Origin of the sequence: Tahibacter sp., from assembly GCF_032229445.1 — a bacterium.
Taxonomy (GTDB): domain Bacteria; phylum Pseudomonadota; class Gammaproteobacteria; order Xanthomonadales; family Rhodanobacteraceae; genus Tahibacter.
Genome location: NZ_JAVTWC010000101.1, coordinates 21,000 through 38,534 on the forward strand (window position 1 = coordinate 21,000; position 17,535 = coordinate 38,534).

The 17,535-nt window shown below is 67.1% G+C and carries 16 protein-coding genes; 8 read left to right on the forward strand and 8 right to left on the reverse strand.

All coding sequences use genetic code 11. From position 1 onward, the window contains the following. Positions 1-5: 5 nt before the first annotated feature. Entirely contained in the window at positions 6-461 is a 456-nt protein-coding gene (gene dut / locus RUU78_RS17065) for a dUTP diphosphatase (RefSeq protein ID WP_313918664.1), read from the reverse strand. Continuing rightward, positions 458-1,690: a bifunctional phosphopantothenoylcysteine decarboxylase/phosphopantothenate--cysteine ligase CoaBC gene (gene coaBC, locus RUU78_RS17070; RefSeq protein ID WP_313918665.1), complete on the reverse strand. Its 1,233-nt coding sequence runs from the start codon at positions 1,688-1,690 to the stop codon at positions 458-460. The genes dut and coaBC overlap by 4 nt, the downstream gene beginning before the upstream one ends. 118 nt (positions 1,691-1,808) lie before the next feature. Here coaBC and radC point away from each other — a divergent pair, with 118 nt between their 5' ends. From radC to folE, 3 genes are all read left to right on the forward strand, one after another. Beyond that, the gene (gene radC / locus RUU78_RS17075; protein WP_313918666.1) at positions 1,809-2,480 is read left to right on the forward strand and encodes a DNA repair protein RadC; all 672 of its coding nucleotides are present in this window, start codon (positions 1,809-1,811) and stop codon (positions 2,478-2,480) included. Positions 2,481-2,549: 69 nt separating this feature from the next. Next, a complete protein-coding gene (locus tag RUU78_RS17080; RefSeq protein ID WP_313918667.1) occupies positions 2,550-3,671 on the forward strand; it encodes a hypothetical protein in 1,122 nt (373 codons plus the stop codon). A 58-nt stretch (positions 3,672-3,729) separates the two neighbouring features. After that, positions 3,730-4,326, forward strand: coding sequence for a GTP cyclohydrolase I FolE (gene folE / locus RUU78_RS17085; RefSeq protein WP_313918668.1), 597 nt, complete (start codon positions 3,730-3,732; stop codon positions 4,324-4,326). Between the two features lie 84 nt (positions 4,327-4,410). On the opposite strand, the gene RUU78_RS17090 is transcribed toward folE, so the two are convergent. The 5 genes from RUU78_RS17090 to RUU78_RS17110 form a co-directional block, all read right to left on the reverse strand. Further along, positions 4,411-4,911, reverse strand: coding sequence for a GNAT family N-acetyltransferase (locus tag RUU78_RS17090; protein WP_313918669.1), 501 nt, complete (start codon positions 4,909-4,911; stop codon positions 4,411-4,413). A gap of 134 nt (positions 4,912-5,045) precedes the next feature. Continuing rightward, positions 5,046-5,813 carry a hypothetical protein gene (locus RUU78_RS17095; protein WP_313918670.1) on the reverse strand — a complete coding sequence of 256 codons (768 nt, stop codon included), beginning with the start codon at positions 5,811-5,813 and terminating at the stop codon, positions 5,046-5,048. A gap of 236 nt (positions 5,814-6,049) precedes the next feature. After that, complete coding sequence (gene ntrC, locus RUU78_RS17100; RefSeq protein ID WP_313918671.1) at positions 6,050-7,456, reverse strand: nitrogen regulation protein NR(I); 1,407 nt, start codon at positions 7,454-7,456, stop codon at positions 6,050-6,052. Further along, on the reverse strand, positions 7,449-8,453 hold the full coding sequence (locus RUU78_RS17105; RefSeq protein ID WP_313918672.1) for an ATP-binding protein: 1,005 nt from the start codon (positions 8,451-8,453) through the stop codon (positions 7,449-7,451). Before RUU78_RS17105 ends, ntrC begins: the two co-directional genes overlap by 8 nt. Positions 8,454-8,901: 448 nt before the next feature. After that, positions 8,902-9,264 carry a hypothetical protein gene (locus RUU78_RS17110; RefSeq protein ID WP_313918673.1) on the reverse strand — a complete coding sequence of 121 codons (363 nt, stop codon included), beginning with the start codon at positions 9,262-9,264 and terminating at the stop codon, positions 8,902-8,904. 208 nt (positions 9,265-9,472) lie between these two features. Here RUU78_RS17110 and RUU78_RS17115 point away from each other — a divergent pair, with 208 nt between their 5' ends. The 3 genes from RUU78_RS17115 to RUU78_RS17125 all read left to right on the forward strand — a co-directional run bounded on the left by RUU78_RS17115 (position 9,473) and on the right by RUU78_RS17125 (position 13,327). Further along, positions 9,473-10,309 carry a helix-turn-helix transcriptional regulator gene (locus tag RUU78_RS17115; protein ID WP_313918674.1) on the forward strand — a complete coding sequence of 279 codons (837 nt, stop codon included), beginning with the start codon at positions 9,473-9,475 and terminating at the stop codon, positions 10,307-10,309. 362 nt (positions 10,310-10,671) lie between these two features. Beyond that, positions 10,672-11,850 carry an SPFH domain-containing protein gene (locus tag RUU78_RS17120; protein WP_313918675.1) on the forward strand — a complete coding sequence of 393 codons (1,179 nt, stop codon included), beginning with the start codon at positions 10,672-10,674 and terminating at the stop codon, positions 11,848-11,850. A gap of 19 nt (positions 11,851-11,869) precedes the next feature. Next, the gene (locus RUU78_RS17125) at positions 11,870-13,327 is read left to right on the forward strand and encodes a hypothetical protein (protein WP_313918676.1); all 1,458 of its coding nucleotides are present in this window, start codon (positions 11,870-11,872) and stop codon (positions 13,325-13,327) included. 66 nt (positions 13,328-13,393) lie between these two features. On the opposite strand, the gene rtcR is transcribed toward RUU78_RS17125, so the two are convergent. Continuing rightward, complete coding sequence (rtcR, locus tag RUU78_RS17130) at positions 13,394-15,019, reverse strand: RNA repair transcriptional activator RtcR (protein WP_313918677.1); 1,626 nt, start codon at positions 15,017-15,019, stop codon at positions 13,394-13,396. Between the two features lie 577 nt (positions 15,020-15,596). Between rtcR and RUU78_RS17135 the strand changes: the two genes are divergently transcribed. Together RUU78_RS17135 and RUU78_RS17140 are read left to right on the forward strand one after the other, a co-directional pair. After that, on the forward strand, positions 15,597-16,820 hold the full coding sequence (locus RUU78_RS17135) for an RtcB family protein (RefSeq protein WP_313918678.1): 1,224 nt from the start codon (positions 15,597-15,599) through the stop codon (positions 16,818-16,820). Positions 16,821-16,835: 15 nt separating this feature from the next. Beyond that, positions 16,836-17,516 (forward strand): hypothetical protein, encoded by a 681-nt coding sequence (locus tag RUU78_RS17140; RefSeq protein WP_313918679.1) that lies wholly within the window; start codon positions 16,836-16,838, stop codon positions 17,514-17,516. Positions 17,517-17,535: the final 19 nt, after the last annotated feature.

The window sequence follows — 17,535 nt, forward strand, 5'->3', positions numbered from 1 at the left end:
GCCGGTCAGGCAACGCCCGAAGAACCGAAACCGCCATCGCCACGCCCGGTCGGCTGGAAATCGTCCACCCGCCGGAAGGCAGCATGTGCCACCGGCAGGAATACGAGCTGGGCAATACGATCTCCCGGCAGGATGGTAAAGGCCTGCCCGGAACGGTTCCAGCACGACACCATCAGCGGTCCCTGATAGTCCGAATCGATCAACCCGACCAGATTGCCCAAAACGATGCCGTGCCGATGGCCCAGGCCGGAACGCGGCAGGATCACGGCACAATAACCGCGATCCTTGAGATGGATCGCAAAACCTGTCGGTATGAGTTCCGACTGGCCCGGTTGAAGTACCAGCGGCTGCTCCAACGCCGCGCGCAGATCCAGCCCGGCCGATCCGCTGGTCGCGTAGGCCGGCAGCGGAATGGTCGCACCGACGCGCGGGTCGAGAATCTTGAACTCGACGTCGATCATGCGACGACGCCACTGTCGTGTGCGCCGCGTTGCTCCAGCCGCTGCGCCACGATCTCGATCAGTTGGCGCGCCAACTCGCGCTTCGACGCGGTCGGCAGGTGCGTGATGTCATGCGCGCTGATCACCGTCAGACAATTCTCCTCGGCTTCGAAACCCAGGCCACCGCCGACCTGATTCGCAGCGATCAGGTCCAGACGCTTGCGCTCGAGCTTGGCCCGCGCGTACGCCTCGACGTTCTCGGTTTCGGCCGCGAACCCGACCAGCAGCGGCCGCTTTGGCAGCGCGCCGACGTCGGCGAGGATGTCCGGATTCTGGGTCAGTTCAAGCGTCATGCCGCCATCGCCGCGCTTCTTGATCTTGTGCGCGGCCACTTCCAGCGGGCGGAAATCGCCGACTGCGGCAGCGGCGACATAAACGTCGGCGGCCGTGGCCTCGGCCAGCACGGCCGCATGCATCTCGCGTGCGCTACGCACATCGACGCGCTGCACGCCGGCCGGCGTCGGCAGATGTACCGGCCCCGCCACCAGGGTGACCTGGGCGCCGGCTTCCGCTGCCGCCGCTGCGACCGCAAAACCCATCCGGCCTGAACTGCGGTTGCCGAGAAAGCGCACCGGATCGATGTCCTCGTAGGTCGGGCCGGCGCTGATCACTACGCGACGCCCGCTCATCCGGCCCGGCTTACCCGACGCCGCCAGTGCGGCGACGAGCTCGTCAGGTTCGAGCAAACGCCCGCTGCCCACGTCGCCGCAAGCCTGCACTCCCGCGGCCGGCCCGAAGATGCCGACGCCGCGCGTGCGCAGCAGCGCAAGATTGGCCTGGGTCGCCGGATTGGCCCACATCTGCTGATTCATGGCCGGTGCAACGTGCACCGGCGCTGCGCTGGCCAGGCAAAGCGTCGTCAACAGGTCGTTGGCCAGGCCGTGCGCGAGCCGGGCCAGAAAATCGGCGCTGGCCGGCGCCACCACGATGTCCTGGGCCCAGCGCGCAAGTTCAATATGGCCCATCGCGGCCTCGGCGCCTTCATCCCACAGACTCAGGCGCACGGGATGGCCCGAGAGCGCCTGGAAGGTCAGCGGCGTGACGAAGCGTGCCGCACCCTCGGTCATGACCACGCGTACCACCGCTCCGGCGTCGCCAAGGCGGCGCACCAGCTCGGCCGCCTTGTAGGCGGCAATCCCTCCTGTCACGCCCAGCAGCACCTGCCTGCCGGCCAACCCTGTCGACACCATCGGAAATTTCCCACCGGTTTATGCGCGGATAGCTTACGGGAAAGCCCGCTCCGGGCGCGCGCGAACCGCGTCACCGCTTGGCTAGGCTGGGGCCAGGATTTCCCCGGCAGGAGCGCCAATGAATATCAGTCAGTGGCCCATCGAAGAACGGCCGCGCGAGAAACTGCTGGCGCAGGGCGCCGCCACGCTCTCCGATGCGGAGCTGCTGGCGATCTTCCTCGGCAGCGGCAGTCGTGGCCAGACCGCCGTCGATCTCGGCCGCCAGTTGCTCAAGCAGGGCGGAGGCCTGCGCGCGCTGCTGGTGCGAGCAGAGCCGCTGCCGCGCGTGCGCGGCCTGGGCGCGGCCAAGTCGTGCCGCCTGCAGGCCGTGGTGGAAGTTGCGCGGCGCTGTGGCGCCGCGGAGCTCAAGCGCAATGACACCTTGCGCACACCGCTGGATTCAGCCGAGTTTCTGCGCACGCGCATGTCTGGCTATCCCTATGAAGTCTTCGCCGTGGTGTTTCTCGACAACCGCCACCGTGTCATCGCTTTCGAGGAATTGTTCCGGGGCACCATCGACGGCACCGCCGTCCACCCGCGCGAGGTCGTACGTGCCTGTCTGCGCCATAACGCCGCTGCCGTGATACTGGCTCACAACCATCCGTCGGGCGTGGCCGAGCCCAGCGAATCGGACCGCGCCATCACCGGCGAGCTGCGCGAAGCGCTCAATCTCGTCGGTGTGCGGATACTGGATCATTTCGTGGTCGGCACAGGAAAGCCGGTTTCGCTGGCGCAGCGCGGCTGGCTCTGAGCTCGCCGGCACGGACGGCGCGGCGCCGGTGCCGCGCGTGAGTCCGCGTCGCCGGCGGCTGGCGCTGCCATGGCGCTGACATATACTGCGGTCGCCTGGTGGAGGGCCTGGCCGCACGTGATACTGCCGTTTCCCCACGAGTTTGCCGAAGACGCTGCCGAACGATCCATTGCGGACGTGGCCCAGGCGCGGGCTCTGCTCGCCTCTTTGGCACCTGGGCTGGGCGCGGCCCTGGAGCGGCGGCGCGTGGCGCTGGCGCCCATCATCCCGGACGGCGACATCGACCGCGTCGAGCGCGCCGATGCCGCGGTCGAACTGGCCTATGCGCGGCTCGCCCTGCGCCACGGCAGCTGGGGTGCGGATTTCCATGCCTATCACAACGAACACCACATTCTGGAAATTTTCGACAGCCGCATCGCGCGGCTGATGCAGCACGTCGGAATACAGGCGCTGAGCCTCGACGACTGGCTGCTGCTCGGCCTGTTCGCGGCCTGCCACGATCTGCGCCAGCGCGAACCGGCGATCTACAGCGCCGGGGTCGGCAGCAACGAGCGAGCCAGCATCGTGGAAGGATTCCGCATCCTGGACCTCGCCGGGTTCGAGCGCACGCGCGACGCCTCTTTCTACATCGGGCTGGAATTGACCATCGCCGGATCCACCTTCGATGCACGGCCGCCGGCACAGGACTGGGAATACAACTCGGTCGATCTCGTGCAGAGCGGTGGTGCGCTGGCTTCCAAGCTCGACGTCAAGCTCGACAAGCACGTATCAGGCTGGCGCGAGAACCCCGCCCTCATCCATGCGCGGGAACTGGCACTGATCGCCGCGGATCTGGATACCGCCAACGTGGCCGAACCCTTCGCCCGCTTCGTCGAGACCGGCATGCGGCTGTGCCAGGAGCGCGAGATGCGCTGCCACCGGGCCACCAGCGAAGTGGCCTCGGCCTTGCCCGTGTTCGGCTTCCTGACCGACGGGCAGGAGCGCTTCTTCTTCGATCTGCACCGATTCAACTCGGACCTCGGCCGGCAGGCGTTTTCCGGCGACAAGCAGGCGAATGCGCAGCCGCTCAAGGCCCTGACGATGGCACTTCGCGCACGCATCGCCATCGCCGGCAAGCCAGCCAGCGGCGACGAAGTCATCAATGTCATGCGCACGTTGACGCGCGAGATCGAGAGCCGCGGCCTGCGCTGAACTACGCGCGGCCGGTCCACCCTACAATGCAGCTTCGTTGCCGCCTGCGGATCCGTTCATGACAGACGATTCCTCCTCCCCCGGCGTCGAGCGCGCCGACGCCGAAGCCGCCATTCGCACCCTGCTGCGCTGGGCCGGCGAAGATCCCACGCGCGAAGGCCTGCTCGACACGCCGCGCCGCGTCGTCGACGCCTACCGCGACTGGTTCTCCGGCTATGCGGAAGACCCGGCCGAGTACCTGCGCCGTACTTTCGAGGAAGTGGCCGGCTACGACGAACTCGTCGTGCTGCGCGACATCGAGTTCGAATCCCACTGCGAACATCACATGGCACCCATCATCGGCCGTGCGCACGTGGGCTACCTGCCGACAAACAAGGTCGTCGGCATCTCCAAGCTCGCCCGCGTCGTCGAGGGTTTTGCGCGCCGCTTCCAGGTGCAGGAAAAGCTCACCGCGCAGATCGCGCATTGCATCGAGGACGTGCTCAAGCCGCGCGGCGTCGGCGTGGTCATCGAAGCGGCGCACCAGTGCATGACGACGCGCGGCGTGCACAAGACTGGCGTGTCGATGGTGACGAGTCAGATGCTCGGGGAGTTTCGCGAGGATGCGCGCACGCGCGCCGAGTTCCTGCAATTCGTCATGAACACGCGCCGCTGACGGCAGCGCGGCGGCACAATCCGGTCTCGCTTCGGCCGCCCATCAGACACACCGCGCGAGCCGGACACCGCACAGCCACGCCGTTCAGAACGGGACAAATCCTGTCCGATACATGTGGTAGTGCTCTTGCTGCATCCCCAGTGCCGCATAGGTGCGCTGCGCGCGTTCGTTCTCCCACTCCACGAACAGGCGCAAGCCGACTACGCGAGGGGCCGCACGCGCCGCCGCCTCCACGTGCCGGTACAAATTGCGGAACACGCCATGGCGGCGCTGGTCCGGACGCACATAGACGCTCTGGATCCACCACCAGTCGCCGTTGCGCCAGTCGCTCCACTCGTAGGTGATCAGCAGGCAACCAGCCGCCACTTCGTCGCGCTCGGCCATCAGATAGAAACCGCGGCGCGGCTCGTCGAAAACCGCGCTGACGCCACGCGCCAGCAACTCGCGGTCAAGCCTCTTTTCTTCCGTTTCCCAGGCCATGGCCGCATTGGCCTCGACCAGGAATGCGATGTCCTCGCGCGTGGCGGCGCGGACGCGGGTTTGATCGGTCTGGATGGGGATGGGAACGGATTCGATATCGGACACGGGCGGCTCGGATCAGCTGCAAGAAGGGGCATTCTGCCAAAGCCGCGCGCACTACGATGATTGGTCCGGCCCAATCAAAAAGGGACGGCTCCAAGGCCGTCCCTCACTACTGCGGAACGTGGAATCGCCTGTGGTCAGTCGACCTGGAAGCGCTGCAACGAAACCGGCGTCGCGGTCGTGTTGCAGGCCACGAACAGCTGCACCGTACCGGTCGCGCCCGGCGCCAACTGCAGCGTCCACTGGAAACCGGCGGTGAGATCGCCGGGGCCGAACGGCAGTCCGGTGTTCGGGAAGTCCGTCACCGTCGTGTTGCTGAGCTGCGCGGCCACATCGGTTGTAGCGGCGAACGGCAGCACCTGATAAGCCACGGCGCCCGGGCCACGGTATTCGCACTGGCCGGCGGTGGCGTCGTTGACACGGATGTAGTTGTTCGGTTGCACCAGTACCGCATTGTCACCGGCGGCACTGCCGTTGACATCGAGATCGATCATGTTGAACAGGTGCAGCGTGATCGCCGCTGCGCCGTTGTTGGTCACCGCGATCGTCGTGCCGGCCTCGCCCAGGCCTGCGCCAGCGCTCGTCAGAGTGATGGTCTTGGCAACGCCGAGTCCGCGCCCGGCGAGATCGGTCCAGGCAATCGTCGCGACAGCGCCGGTGTAGTTCGTCGTGGTCGGGGTCGGGAACACGGTTTCCTGGGTATCGCCCTGGACGCGGAACCACCAGCCCGATTCGAACAGCTGGTCGCCGGTACCAACGCCAGTGAAGTTGACTTCCGGACTCACATCCCAATGGGATGCGGTCTGCACGTAGTTGGCCGTGCCGGACGTGATCGTGCCCTGGGCAAAAGCGGTCGACGCGGAAGCGAGAAGAGCAAGAGTGAGAGCAGACTTGAAGCAACGCATGTAGAGGATCCCCATAGGTCTAAGTGATTACGCAACGGCGGAAGTCGCACAGCTCCGCGGCGCATCAGGCCCGGTCATGACCGAACCTCCCCTGGATACGCTTTCCTATACGACGTTGGGCAATAGTTGCGCTAATTCACCCCAGATACAACTTATGGCACCTGCGCTCTCTTGATTTTTCCTTCACGAGACTGAACGCCCGTTCCGAGCCCGAACCCGGCGGCGGTCGAGCAATGCTACGGCGCCTTGCCCGGCTGCTTTCGGGAACTGCCGAGTTTTCTCGTCAAGGTGTTGCGCCCCAGCCCCAGCGCCTCCGCCGCATGCTGGCGGTGGCCACCGTGTACCGTGAGCGCCGCCTCGAACAACACGCGTTCGAGCTGGGTCACCGCACTGGCGTGCAGATCGCCCCGGCCGGAAGCGAGTTCCTGGTCGGCCCAGCGGCGCAGACCCTCGGTCCAGGACGGTCCGGCGACGCCGGTCGCCGACTGTGCGAACGGCACGTCCTCGGCGCGAATCTCGCGGCCCGGCGCCATGACCGCCAGACGCCGGCACAGATTTTCGAGCTGCCGTACGTTGCCTGGCCAGTCGAACCGCTCCAGCGCCGTCAGCGCCTTGGCCGACCAGCGCTTGGCGCCCACCTTCAGCTCCTCGGCGGCGCGCGCGAGGAAATGCTCGGCCAGCAGCGCAATGTCCTCGCGCCGCTCGCGCAATCCCGGCAAGTGGATGCGCACCACGTCCAACCGATGCAGCAGGTCGGCGCGGAACTCGCCGCGCGCGACCTTTCCTTCCAGATCCTGGTGCGTCGCCGCGATCACGCGCACGTCGGCGCGGATCAGTTCGCGCCCGCCGACCCGATAGAACTCCCCTTCCGCCAGCACCCGCAGCAGCCGCGTCTGCAGCAGCAGCGGCATGTCGCCGATCTCGTCGAGGAACAGGGTGCCGCCATCGGCCTGCTCGAAGCGCCCGGCGTGGCGTCGTGTCGCGCCCGTGAACGCGCCCATCTCATGGCCGAACAACTCCGACTCGAGCAGCTCCGAAGGTATCGCCGCGGTATTCAGCGCCACGTAGGCGCGCGACGCGCGCGCGCTGTGCGTGTGCAGCGCGCGCGCGACGAGTTCCTTGCCGGTGCCGGTCTCGCCGGTGATCAGCACATTGAGGCCACTCGCCGCGACGCGGCCGAACGCGCGGAATACCGCGCGCATCGCCGCGGAGCGACCGATCAGTCCGGTTTCCTGCGGCGCCGCGCGCGCCGGCGCGGCGGCCGGCGCCGTGCGACGCTGGGCCAGCGCGCGCTGCGCCGCGGCCACGGCCGTGTCGAGATCGAACGGCTTGGGCAGATAGTCGAACGCGCCGTGCCGGTACGCCGCAGCCGTGGTCGCGATGTCGGTATAGGCACTCATCACGATGACCGGCAGCTGGGCGTGATGCGCGTGCAGACGCTCGAGCAGCTTCAGACCGCCCTGCCCAGCCATGCGCACATCGGTGAACAGCAGATCCGGAACCTGTCGATCGATCTGCGCGAGCACGCTTTCCGCGTCCTCGAACTCGGCGACCTGGAGACCTGCGTCGCGCAGCGCCGCCGCAAGCACGAAACGCACGCCGCGATCGTCGTCGGCCAGCCATACCAGCGCCGTCTCAGCCATGGTTTTCTCCGTAAGGCAGCAGCAGGCTGAAAACGGTTTCGTCGCCGCGGCTGCGGTAATTCAAGGCACCGCCATGCTCGGCCGCGATCTCGCGGCACAGCGCCAGCCCCAGTCCGCTGCCGTCGGGGCGACTGCTGACCATCGGCAGGAACAGGGTGTCGGCCAGCTCCGGCGCCACGCCGCCGCCGTTGTCGATCACGTCCACGCGCAAGGCCAGCCGCACGATGCGATCGTGGATCCGCGCCGAATGCTCGGCCCGGCTGCGCAGCCCAACGCGGTCCGCGCCGGCCTCCAGCGCGTTGCGCCCGATGTTGAGGAATAGTTGCAGCAAACGATCCGCATCGCCCCGCAGCGGCGGCAGGCTCGGATCGAAATCGCGCACTACGACAGCCTGCCCCTGCGACGCCAGCAACACCGCGACCCGTTCCAGCACCTCATGGATGTTCACCGGCGCAAACGGCGAACTGATCGACCCCTGCAGCAGACGATTGGCCAGCTGCGCCAGCCGGTCCGCTTCGGCAATGACCAGGTCAGCCAGCTCCTTCACACCTTCGTCGGCCACGCGACGCGCGATCAGCTGCGCCGCGCCGCGCAGACCGGCTAGCGGGTTCTTCACCTCATGCGCAAACCCGCGCAGCGATTCCGACAGCTGCGCCGTCGATTCCCGCCCCGACGGCGCCAGCGCATGCACTTCCAGCAGCGCCCCACCCGCGCCCAGCGGGCTCAAGGTCAGGTCCACCGCCACCATCGCGCCGCTTGCGTCCCCCAACGCCACATCACGCAACTGCACGACCCGCTGCTCAGCCAGTACCCGCCGGAACGCCTCGACCAGCTCCGGCCGCGCTGGCGCCAGCGAAGCGAGCGTCATCCCCTCCAGCCGCCGCGCCCCCAGACCCAGCAACTCGCACAGCGCCGGATTCGGCACGTGCAACTGCTGCTGCGCATCCAGGCACGCCGCGGCGGTACTGAGCTGAGGCCAGAGGGTGGCGAGGTCCATGGATTGCTGCTGGATGGGGCGAGTGCACCATCATAGTGCAAGCCTTCGGCGAACACGGCAGGGTTTCGAAACGGAAGTTCATGACGATGCTCCTGGCGTGATGTCGACCGCTGCCTGTCGCGGCGGCGTGTGACGTCGAGGCTGGAGATCGTCGTCGCCGGAGCGATGCCGGATCGTGGCGGACGCTTGCCTTCTTCTGCGCGTCAGCCGAATTGCACCGCGCGAGCGCAAGACACAGCGCTCATCCGCCTTGCACGAAAGCACGCCGCCGCAGACGGGACGCGCGCTCATGTACGCCGCTTTTCACCAGGGCACTGGCCGACGCAACGCCGTTCTGCTGCGACGCTATTGCCGCCGCGGAAAGGAGACGCTGGGATGCGCTATGGCGAGCACGACTTCGCGGTTGCACAGGTGCGATGAAGGCTGGAGAGACTGCGGCTCGCCACGCCTATCCCGCCAGCGCGGCAAGCCCAATGATCGGCGAGTAGCAGGCCCAGATGACGAATAGCATCAGCGCCGCAGCGATGGCGGCACCCGCCAGTAGCGCGGCCACGGCGCGCGAGCGCCGGCCCGGAACGCACAGCCAGACCACGGCGACCGGCACCACACCGAGGACCCAGCCGCGATAGGTCGCGAGCAGCAGGCGCGTCGACCCGGGCAGATCGGCGCCGAAGCCCGCGAACATCGACTGGAACTGGGGCACCACGACCGCCGCAGTCGCGGCGACAGCAAGGACCAGCGCTACCCCGACGATGGGCATGACGATAACGCCGGCACCGAGAGTTTCGTTGTCGCGAGGAGGGGAAGCCATACTGGACGATCCGTGAAACAACGAGTGGCGAGATCATCGCGGCGTAGGGGGATGCGCACCAGCGCATATGCGCCCCCCGAACCAGCCGCTCGGGATTCCCGCGGGTGCGCATCCAGACTCGCCCGCGTCGAATGCATGACCTGCGGAGTCATGGTCTTGCCGCTGCGACCTGCCTACGATGGCCACCCGCTCATAGCCAGGCCAGCGCGTGCAACGCCAAACCCGCACCTTGCAGAAACCCACGGCTCCAGCACTCGGCCGGCTACTGCGCGAATGGCGCGCGACGCGCCGGTTGAGCCAGCTCGATCTCGCGCTTGAGGCGAACATTTCCACGCGCCATCTGAGTTGCGTTGAAACCGGCAAGGCGCAGGCCAGTCGCGAACTCGTCGCGCGCCTGGCCGACGTGCTCGACGTCCCGCTGCGCGAGCGCAACGCGCTGCTCGTCGCCGCGGGCTTCGCGCCGAAGTATCCAGAGTCAGCCCTGGCCACGCCGGCACTGGCTCAGGTGCGCCGCGCGATCGAAGCCATCCTCGCGCAGCAGGAGCCGTATCCGGCGTTCCTGTTGAACCGGCGCTGGGACGTGCTCATGGCCAACGCGGCGGCGGCGCGGGTCAACCGCTTCGTGCTCGGCGGCCGCGACAGCCGCCATGACAACATGCTGCGGCAGTTCTTCGATCCGGACGACCTGCGCGCCACGGTCGTCAACTGGGAGGACGTCGCCGGCAACCTGATCCATCACCTGCACAGCGCGGTCGCGGCCGCCCCCAGCGATGAAACCGCGCAGGCGCTGCTCGCCGACGTGCTGGCTTATCCGGGCGTTCCCGCCCGGTGGCGTCGGCGCGAACCGGAAAGTGCTGCGCTGCCGCTGCTAACCACGGTACTGCGCCGCGACGATCACGAACTGCAGTTCTTCTCGACCATCACGACCTTCGGCACGCCGCGCGACGTGACCATCGAGGAGCTGCATATCGAGTGCTGCTTCCCGGTCGACGAGGCGACCGCAGCGCTGTGTCGCGAACTCGCCCAGAGCGCAGCGAGCAGCTGACCGCGGCCCGCCTGACTCAATCGACGGATCATGCGCAGAACGTGATATTCCGCGTGATCAAGGCAGCATTCGATCCGGTCAGTGTTCGATCAAGCCGGCGCTCGATCTCGACAGCGTCCGCTCTCGGCATCTGGCCACGACAATCGGCCAAGCACGCTTTCCACCCGCGACCGCCATCGCGCGCGACGATGGGCTTGCGTCGTGCCTGGAGCGCAGCGCGCCTGCGCTGCCCGCGGCCCGCCACAACTCGCCCTCATGCCGCCTTCGCCTGCGCGCCCGGCCTCCTCAGGCACGCGCTGCAATGCACTCCAGCGCCGCGGGGTCGGCGCATCCCACCGTTGCATCCATCGAGGAGTCATTCCGTGTCCCAGCAGTCGCCGCGGCTGTCGCAGGCTGTCCGTGCCGTTTTCACCCGTCGCATGGTTTTGCTGGCGGCCCTGCTCGCCAGCGGCTACGCCGTGTATACGCATCCGCCGACCGAGAACGTCGGCACCGGCGAGCTCGGTGTGCGCCTGAATCGCTGGACCGGCACGACGACGGCGACTGGCGAAGGCATCGTCGTCGTGCTGCCGGGAATCCACGAACTGCGCCGCTATCCGTTGCACGGACGCATGTACCGGCCCGAGCGCAGCGCGAAGGCCGACGGCGAGGCGCCGTTCCAGTCGATCGAAGGACTGTCGCTGGGCGTGGAACTCGCGATCCGCTACACGCTGGATCCGGCGCGCCTGGACGTGCTCACTCGCACGCTGCCCGAGCACATCGACAGCGAGCGTCTCGAACCGGCCGTGCAGGGCACGATCTACAAAGTCTTCGCGCGCTACACCGTGCGCGAGATCTTCTCGACCAAGCGCCAGGAGCTGCAGGACGTGCTCGAAGCCGAGCTGAAGTCCGCGCTCGCGGCGGATGGCATCATGCTGCATTCGGTACTGCTGGGAAATGTGGACTTGCCCGCCGACTATCGCGCCGGCATGGACGGCCTGCTGGCGGTCGAGCTCGAGACCGAAAAGATGAAATACACGCTCGAGCTCAAGGAAAAACAGGTCAAGGAAGCCGAGCTGACCGCGGATGCGCAAAAGATCACGCGCGAGAAGGCCGCCCAGGCCGCCGCCTCGGAACAGATTATCGCGGCCAAGGCGCAGGAGGAGGCCATGCGCCATGTGCTGCCGTTCAAGCAGAAGCAGATCGAGCAGCGCCAGCTCGAAGCCGAAGCTGAGAAAGCCTCGCGCATCAAGATCGCCGAGGCGACCGCCGAGGCGCGCCGCATCGAGGCCTCGGGCGAAGCCGACTCGCGCGAACGCCTCGCCGAAGCCGAGGTGTTCCGCCTCGAGCGCATCGGCAAGGTGCAGAGCGACCAGATGCAGCGCGACGGCGAACTCATAACCCGGCATCCGCTGCTGATCCAGAAGACCCTGGCCGACAAGCTGTCGGACAAGGTCTCCGTGATCATCGCGCCGCCACCGGCGGACGGCGGCTTCATCGGCAACGGCCTGATCGGCAGCACGACGGTCGCACACCGCACCGGCGCCGGATCCGCCAACTGAAACCCCGGGGAATCGTTCAATGAAACGTCATCTCGCCGCGCTGCTGCTCTGCGCGGGCATCGGCAGCGCGGTTGCCGAAGAAAACCTCAGCGCGACCGGGATCGTCGCGCAGGATCAGGTCGCGCTGCGCGCCGCGCCGAAGGAATCGGCGCAGCAGCAGGCCGTGCTGTGGCAAGGCGACACACTGGAGATCCGCGGCGAGCGGTTCGGCTACCTGCAGGTCTACGACCATCGCCGCGAGCGCGGCGGCTACGTGCGCGCCTCGCAGTTGCGTCGCGTATCGCTGGCCGCGGAACAGGCGCCGGAACTGCTCGCCGTCGTGCGCTTCCTGCGCGATACACCGGGCGCCGAAGCACTGGGCCTGGCCTATGTGGCCGCGTACCTGAAGGCCGCGCCGGCACAGGCCATCGGCAGCGAGTCGTTTGCCGCCATGGGCAGCATGGCCGAACGGCTCGCACGGCGCGCTTCCTCGCGTCACGCCAAGGCCGATGACGCGGTGATCGCCGCGCACCTGGAAGTCGCCGCCGGTCTCGGCGTGGTCGTGCGCAGCGTCGAACGCGACGGCCGCATGCAGCTGTGCTACGACGGCGAAGCATTCCGCCGCGTGCTCGCGCTGCCAGCCAGCGAGGAGGAACGCGCCCACGCGGCGCTCGCGCTGACGCGGCCCGAATGTGTACCGCCGGACCTGAGCCCCACCGCACGCCATGACTTCGACAGCTGGCGTGTCGACGTCCTTGCACGTGCTACGCGCGACACGCTGCCCGAGTTTCTGCGCAACCGTCTGCGCCTGCGCAGCGCCGGGGTCCAGGCGAGTTTCGCGTTCCAGCGCGCGCGCCGCGGCGAGGACGCGCAGCCGGCCATGGCGCTGGCATTGCAGGAACTCGCCGCCGTGAACAAGCTGGAATTGGCCGACGAGGACGCGAGCGCGTACAGCGATGCCGCCGTTCGGGTAGGCGCCTCGCGCTGGGGTGCGGAACCGGCGCCGGCCGAGAGCAAGGGCCTGCGCGTCGTGACGAGCGCGGGCGAGCCGGGCCAGACCTGCATCGCCCTGATCGACGCCAGGCACGACGCAGCGAACGCGCTCGCAAGACGCTGCACCTATGGCCTGGTCTGGACTGCCTCGGCCAGCGCGAATGCGGCGGGCACGGCGCTCGCGCTCGCGGTACAGCCGCTTGATGCCTGGCGCGAGCTGTGGGTATTCCAGTTGGGCGCCGACGGCTGGCGCATCGACGTGCTGCCGCCGAGCCTGGAGACGCCCGAACTCGGCTATCTCGAATTCGCGGGCTGGGTGCCCGGCAAGTCGCAGCTGCTGGCGGCGCGCGAGACCAAGGTCGACGGCCGCTTCAAACGCAGCTTCGAGGTCATCGATCTGGCCACGCTCGCGGTCGAGAAGCAGGTCGACAATCCGTCATCGCTGAGCGTGTTCTACCGCGCCCAGGACGCCGCGTGGAAGCGGCAGACGGTCGCAATACGCTGACCACACGAGGTTGCCGGAACGCGCGCCGGCCTGCGTTTTTCATCGAATGGCGTGGGCCGTAGTCGTTCACGTTTTCCGCGCCGCCGCCTGGACCTGCGCGAATTCGAGGCCAAAGCGCTTGAGGTACTTGCGCAGCCGGTCGGCATCGTTGCTCGATGTGCGCTTCTCGCGGCTGGCCTGGAACAGGGTGCGGCCCGCATCGCTCGCGCTACGCGCGCTCGCACAGACGCACAGCACCTCGACCAGTTGCACGCGATCGAAGCGATCGATGTCCTCGACGCCATCGCCGACCAGCGCATCGAGCAGCGCGTCGGAGTTCGCCGCTGCGTTGCCGCGGCGCGCGCCGCCCCACAGGCGGTTCAGGCGCGCAGTTTCTTCATCGACCACCTCGACCGTGATGCGACCCTGCGACGACAGCGTGGCCATGCGCGTGACCGATGCGCCGAGGTCGCGGAAATTGCCCGGCCAGGTCGCGTCGGCGCTCATCGCAAAGCGCAGATAGCGCTGGCGCGCCTCGCGATTGAAGGTGATGCGTTCGCTATGCACGCGGGCGAAGCGCTCCAGTTCGAAATCGAGATTGGGCTCGATGTCCTCGGCACGCTCCTTGAGTCCCGGCAGATAGAACGTCCACAGGTTCAGGCGCGCGTACAGGTCTTCGCGAAAGCGGCCTTCGGCCACGGCGACGGCGAGATCGCGATTGGTTCCCGCGATCAGCTGGAAATCGCTGCTGACTTCGCGATCGCCGCCGAGCGGCGGGAAGCGTTTGTCCTCGATCGCGCGCAGCAGCATGGCCTGCTCGTCGAGTCCCAGCTCACCGATCTCGTCGAGAAACAGCAGGCCGCCATCGGCGCTCTTGAGCAGACCGGCACGCTCGCCCTGCGCGCCGGTGAATGCACCGCGCACATGGCCGAATAGCGCGCTGCCGGCGCCGTCGCCGCGCAGCGTCGCGCAGTTGACCTCGACGAAACGCCCCTTGAGCGCATGCCGGCGCTGCTTGAGCTCGAACAGGTTGCGCGCGAGCATGCTCTTGCCCGCACCGGTCGGGCCAAGCAGCAGCATCGGTGCCTTGGACCGGATCGCGACGCGCTCGATCTGTTCGATCATGCGATTGAACGCGGCGCTGCGCGTGGCGATGCCGCTCTTGAGAAAACTCGCCGTGTCGGCGCTTTCGCGCGCAAAGCGCTGCGCAATGTTGTCGTAGCGCGCCAGGTCGAGATCGATGATCGCGTACTTGCCGGCGACGCCGGCGCGCTGTTTGGACGGCGGCGAAGTCTGCAGCAGGCGTGCCGGAAAGAAGCGTGCTTCGGTCAGCAGGAACCAGCAGATCTGCGCGACGTGGGTACCGGTGGATATGTGCACCAGATAGTCCTCGCGCTCGGTATCGAACGGATAGCTGCGCGCGAACTCGTGCAGCGCGCCGAACACGTGCTCGAAGTCCCAGGGATCGCGCAGGAAGAAGTCATGCACACGCACTTCGGTTTCGGGGCTGACGTGGGCAATGTCCTCGCGCAGACGGCTGGCCAGCCTGCTGAACTTGCGCTCGTCGAGCAGCAGTTCCAGGCGCGAGACGAGCAGGTCGTCGTACATGCCGAGCGCGACGCTGGGCCGCCACTTTTCCCAGCGCCCGGGGCCTTCGGCCGCATCGAGCACCGTGCCTACGAAACCGATCACGACCAGCGGCTTGGCCTGCATGTTCCTGCCCAGGAATTTATCCGGACAGATAATACACGAGCCCCTGGGCTTGATATCCGATCGGCGCCTCGCACGGGCTCAATTATCAACCCTATGATTTGATTTGTTTTTCCCAACTGATCTCAGCTTGGCACGCCCCTTGATATAGGCAATCCGGCGCCGGGATGGGACAGCGAGAGGCTGGACGGTTTCGCGCAGCACGCTCACCGCTCTGCTGACACGCAAACCGCGCCGTCGCAAGGACCGTGACCTGGCTCCGGAGCTACGAGGGCAATGGGAAATGGCCGCAGCGAATCCGCGCTGCGGCCGCACAGTTCACGATGGGCCGCCACAGCGAATACGTGCGGCATACCGAATTCAGAGCCGAACGATTGTCGGAGGTGACAGCCCTCAGCGGCGCGTCATCACGGAAGAGTTCACTACGGGCGAAGAGACCCCGCCCGCCAAACAGGGTCTCGCCAATTCACCGGTGCAGAAATGCCTGCGGCGAACGCCAGCGCAGACTGCATCCTGCGCGACATGAAACACAGAGTCGCCGTCGGCAGCAGCGCCCCCCAAACCGATCAGAGAGAACGCCATGAACACCGCCACCCACCAGACCATCCACGACGAAGGCGCCGTACCGATCAAGGCCTGGGTCGAAGGCGTGCCGCTGGACGACGGCGCACGCAAGCAGCTGCGCAATCTCGCCCGGCTGCCCATCGTCGGACCCTGGATCGCCGTGATGCCCGACGTACACCTCGGCATCGGCGCGACCGTCGGTTCGGTGGTGCCCACCGAAGGCGCCATCATTCCGGCCGCCGTGGGCGTGGACATCGGCTGCGGCATGATGGCTTACCAGACCACGCTGCGCGCCGATCAGCTGCCCGAGAACTTGCAGGCCATCCGCAGCGATATCGAACGCGCCGTGCCGCACGGCTTCATGACCGTCGAAGGCCGCAGCCTCAAGGGCAACTGGATCGTCGCGCCGAACTCCGCGGTCACGCGCTGGCGTCCGCTGGAACAGCGCTATCGCAATCTGGTCGAGCGGCATCCGAACATTTCGCACAAGTCGCCGCTGAGCCAGCTTGGCTCACTCGGTGGCGGCAACCACTTCATCGAACTGTGCCTGGACGAAGCCGACCAGGTCTGGGTCATGCTGCATTCGGGCTCGCGCGGCGCCGGCAACCGCATCGGCCAGTATTTCATTGAAAAGGCGCGCAACGAGATGCAGAAACAGCGCGCCAACCTGCCCGACCGCGACCTGGCCTATTTCAGCGAAGGCAGCACGCTGTTCGATGACTACGTGGAGGCGGTGGACTGGGCGCAGCACTATGCCGCGGAAAACCGCCAGCAGATGATGGAGACCGTACTCGGCGTAGTGCGCAAGCACCTGCCGTCGTTCCAGCTCACGCGCTTGGCGATCAACTGTCATCACAACTACGTGCAGCGCGAAACCCACTTCGGCCGCGATCTGCTGATCACGCGCAAGGGTGCGGTCAGCGCGCGCAAGGACCAGCTGGGGATCATTCCCGGCAGCATGGGCGCAAAAAGCTTCATCGTGCGCGGCCTCGGCAACGAGGAGAGTTTCTGCTCCTGTTCGCACGGCGCCGGTCGCGTGATGAGCCGCACCGAGGCGAAGAAGCGCATCACGCTGAGCCAGCACCGCGAGGCAACGGCGCATGTGGAATGCCGCAAGGACGCGGACGTCATCGACGAGTCGCCGGCCGCGTACAAGCCTATCGACCAGGTCATGGCGGCGCAGCGCGATCTCGTGGAGATCTTGCACACCTTGCGCCAGGTCGTGTGCGTCAAGGGCTGAGGCGGGAGAGCAATCATGCGCAAGGACATGCATGAGGTTTTGATCGAAAGGCCGCGCGGCGGCCATCGCAGGAAAACTCACCGCGGCAACAAGCCGCGCGTGAGCGAATGGGCCGGTGAAGACAGCTACGCCAGCGCCTATCGACCGCGCCAGCATCGGACCAAGTACTTCGACGACCTGCTTTCGCCGCTGGAGCGCTGGCTGCGCAAGCAGGTCAACCGGCCCTGGGACAACGTCTGGAGTGAAATCGTCGCCGGTATCGATTCGCGCAGCGTGGTCGGGCAGCACCTGCTCACGCATGCGCGGCATCTGGTATCGATGAATTGCAGCTACGACGAAGCGCGGCGCGAGGTCCTGCTCGATGCGCGTCACTGGTCGCAACTCGGCCCCCGCGCCGCGTACGGGCTCTACGTCGATCCGCGCAGCGGGCTGCTGCGCTGGCGCAAGCCGGTACCGCGGAAACATGGCCGATGGTCGTTCGACAACCCACCCGATACGTACGCGATCGGCGACAACCGTTTCCGCGCGAAACTCGGCGGGCTATGGTTCGATCTCGACGTGCGCTGGCTCGCGCCGGAAACACCGCAGCGAGCGCCATTTGATTTCCAGTGGAATGGCCTGCGCTGCATCGTCGTCCACAAGCACTCATTGAACACGCGCGCCCTGCGCGCCGCAGGACTCACGAACGACGCCTGACGCCGATGCGGCCGGGCAG

Excerpts from the sequence above, each read along its gene's own strand:
- RUU78_RS17080 (WP_313918667.1), top strand. The coding sequence starts at position 2,550 with ATGGCGCTGACATATACTGCGGTCGCCTGGTGGAGGGCCTGGCCGCAC.
- RUU78_RS17105 (WP_313918672.1), bottom strand. The coding sequence starts at position 8,453 with ATGGACCTCGCCACCCTCTGGCCTCAGCTCAGTACCGCCGCGGCGTGC.
- RUU78_RS17135 (WP_313918678.1), top strand. The coding sequence starts at position 15,597 with ATGAACACCGCCACCCACCAGACCATCCACGACGAAGGCGCCGTACCG.
- radC (WP_313918666.1), top strand. The coding sequence starts at position 1,809 with ATGAATATCAGTCAGTGGCCCATCGAAGAACGGCCGCGCGAGAAACTG.
- folE (WP_313918668.1), top strand. The coding sequence starts at position 3,730 with ATGACAGACGATTCCTCCTCCCCCGGCGTCGAGCGCGCCGACGCCGAA.
- RUU78_RS17125 (WP_313918676.1), top strand. The coding sequence starts at position 11,870 with ATGAAACGTCATCTCGCCGCGCTGCTGCTCTGCGCGGGCATCGGCAGC.
- RUU78_RS17110 (WP_313918673.1), bottom strand. The coding sequence starts at position 9,264 with ATGGCTTCCCCTCCTCGCGACAACGAAACTCTCGGTGCCGGCGTTATC.
- rtcR (WP_313918677.1), bottom strand. The coding sequence starts at position 15,019 with ATGCAGGCCAAGCCGCTGGTCGTGATCGGTTTCGTAGGCACGGTGCTC.
- coaBC (WP_313918665.1), bottom strand. The coding sequence starts at position 1,690 with ATGGTGTCGACAGGGTTGGCCGGCAGGCAGGTGCTGCTGGGCGTGACA.
- RUU78_RS17095 (WP_313918670.1), bottom strand. The coding sequence starts at position 5,813 with ATGCGTTGCTTCAAGTCTGCTCTCACTCTTGCTCTTCTCGCTTCCGCG.
- dut (WP_313918664.1), bottom strand. The coding sequence starts at position 461 with ATGATCGACGTCGAGTTCAAGATTCTCGACCCGCGCGTCGGTGCGACC.
- ntrC (WP_313918671.1), bottom strand. The coding sequence starts at position 7,456 with ATGGCTGAGACGGCGCTGGTATGGCTGGCCGACGACGATCGCGGCGTG.
- RUU78_RS17140 (WP_313918679.1), top strand. The coding sequence starts at position 16,836 with ATGCGCAAGGACATGCATGAGGTTTTGATCGAAAGGCCGCGCGGCGGC.